Source organism: Acetobacter lovaniensis (assembly GCF_014207635.1).
In the GTDB taxonomy this organism is placed as follows: Bacteria; Pseudomonadota; Alphaproteobacteria; order Acetobacterales; family Acetobacteraceae; genus Acetobacter; species Acetobacter lovaniensis.
Genome location: NZ_JACHIE010000051.1, coordinates 1 through 1,520 on the forward strand (window position 1 = coordinate 1; position 1,520 = coordinate 1,520).

General features: G+C 53.8%; 1 protein-coding gene. It reads left to right on the forward strand.

Features of this window, described 5'->3' with window-relative positions; all coding sequences use genetic code 11:
- Positions 1 to 79: 79 nt before the first annotated feature.
- Positions 80 to 1,111, forward strand: a complete 1,032-nt coding sequence (locus tag HNR55_RS16645) for an IS110 family RNA-guided transposase (protein ID WP_166117238.1) — start codon at positions 80 to 82, stop codon at positions 1,109 to 1,111.
- Positions 1,112 to 1,520 lie beyond the last annotated feature (409 nt).

Genomic DNA, 1,520 nt, shown 5'->3' on the forward strand with positions numbered 1-1,520 from the left:
AAGATGGGGTGGACGGCCTCCTTGCGGCATCAATGTGCCATGATGGAGGTTGATGCACCATCAGGAGGAGACCATCCGCATGAAAGCTAGCATAATTGGTCTGGATATTGCCAAATCCGTTTTTCAGGCTCATGGCGCTGACGCAAATGGAAAGTGCGTTTTCAAGCGCAAGCTTGGTCGAAGTGAAGTGTCTGCATTTTTTGCAGAACTTGAACGCTGCGAAGTTGTTCTGGAAGCCTGCGGGTCTGCTCATTACTGGGCGCGGGTGATCAGCAGCGCAGGTCATGATGTCAAACTTGTCTCCCCCGATCGGGTCCGACCTTTTGTGAAAAAAGGCAAAAAGAATGACGCTGTTGATGCGGCTGCGATCTGTGTGGCAGCAACTCACCCTGATACAATGTTTGTTCCGATCAAGACCGAAGAACAGCAGGGCGTGTTATCGCTGCACTCGACCCGCGCTCTTCTGGTCAAACAGCAGACAATGTTGAGTAACGCACTCCGTTCGCTTGCTTCTGAATTCGGGCTGATTGCCCCTCTGGGTACCAGTCGCCTCCCGGAGTTGATGGCGAAAATTGAGACGTCAGCCGAGTTGCCGGCTACCATGAAGCAGAGTGCCAGATCATTATTTGAACACTACCAGAAAGTCGCTGAGAGTATCGATGCTTTGGAAGCACAAATAAGATCTCATGCAAAAAACAATGAAGAGGCCCGCCGTCTCATGACAATTCCGGGCGTTGGTCCCGTAACTGCATCGCTGGTGGTGGCGTCTGTCGCGGATATCGGTTCGTTTGCCTCAGCACGACATTTTGCCGCGTGGCTTGGGCTCGTGCCCCGTCAGTATTCCACTGGAGGAAAAACCCAGTTGGGCAGGATTACCAAGGCGGGCAACCGGCAGATCAGAATGCTTCTGGTTCTTGGGGCAACATCCATGCTTAATCGTGCTCACCAGTGGAAGAGTGCTGCGGGGCAGTGGATGTGCCAACTCATGGAACGTCGCCCCAGACGTCTGGCAACAGTAGCGCTTGCCAATAAAATGGCCCGTATCATCTGGGCGTTACTGGCACGCAAAGAGATCTATCGTCCGGCTGGTTACAGTGTTGCTACGGCCTGACCTGTATCAGCAGGACGATGGAGACCGGGGTCTGCCCCGGTAGGTCCGGCAGTATGTACTGACCAACGCGATGGGAAGGCTGTGATCGGAAACAGTTTCAGGCAATACCGTCTATGGATTTGTGCCTTTGAGCACGCCCTTAAGTTTGGTGCCTGACACGCGAGCGTACACCCATAATGGCCAGCGAAAGACTTCGCGCAAACAGGCCGGACATAAGTACGCATCTGACCGGATCTTCACGTCAAATCGGTAGTCGTCATCCAGCCGGTAAAACAAAGAATAAACTTTGGAAATCGCACAGGGAGGCTCGTGTGAAGCATTGTGTTTGAACGGCCGTCCACATAAATCCATAGGAGGGACCCGAGGGCCGTGCGACACGACCGCCAAGAGTCTGGTGGCGCGCGGCCCT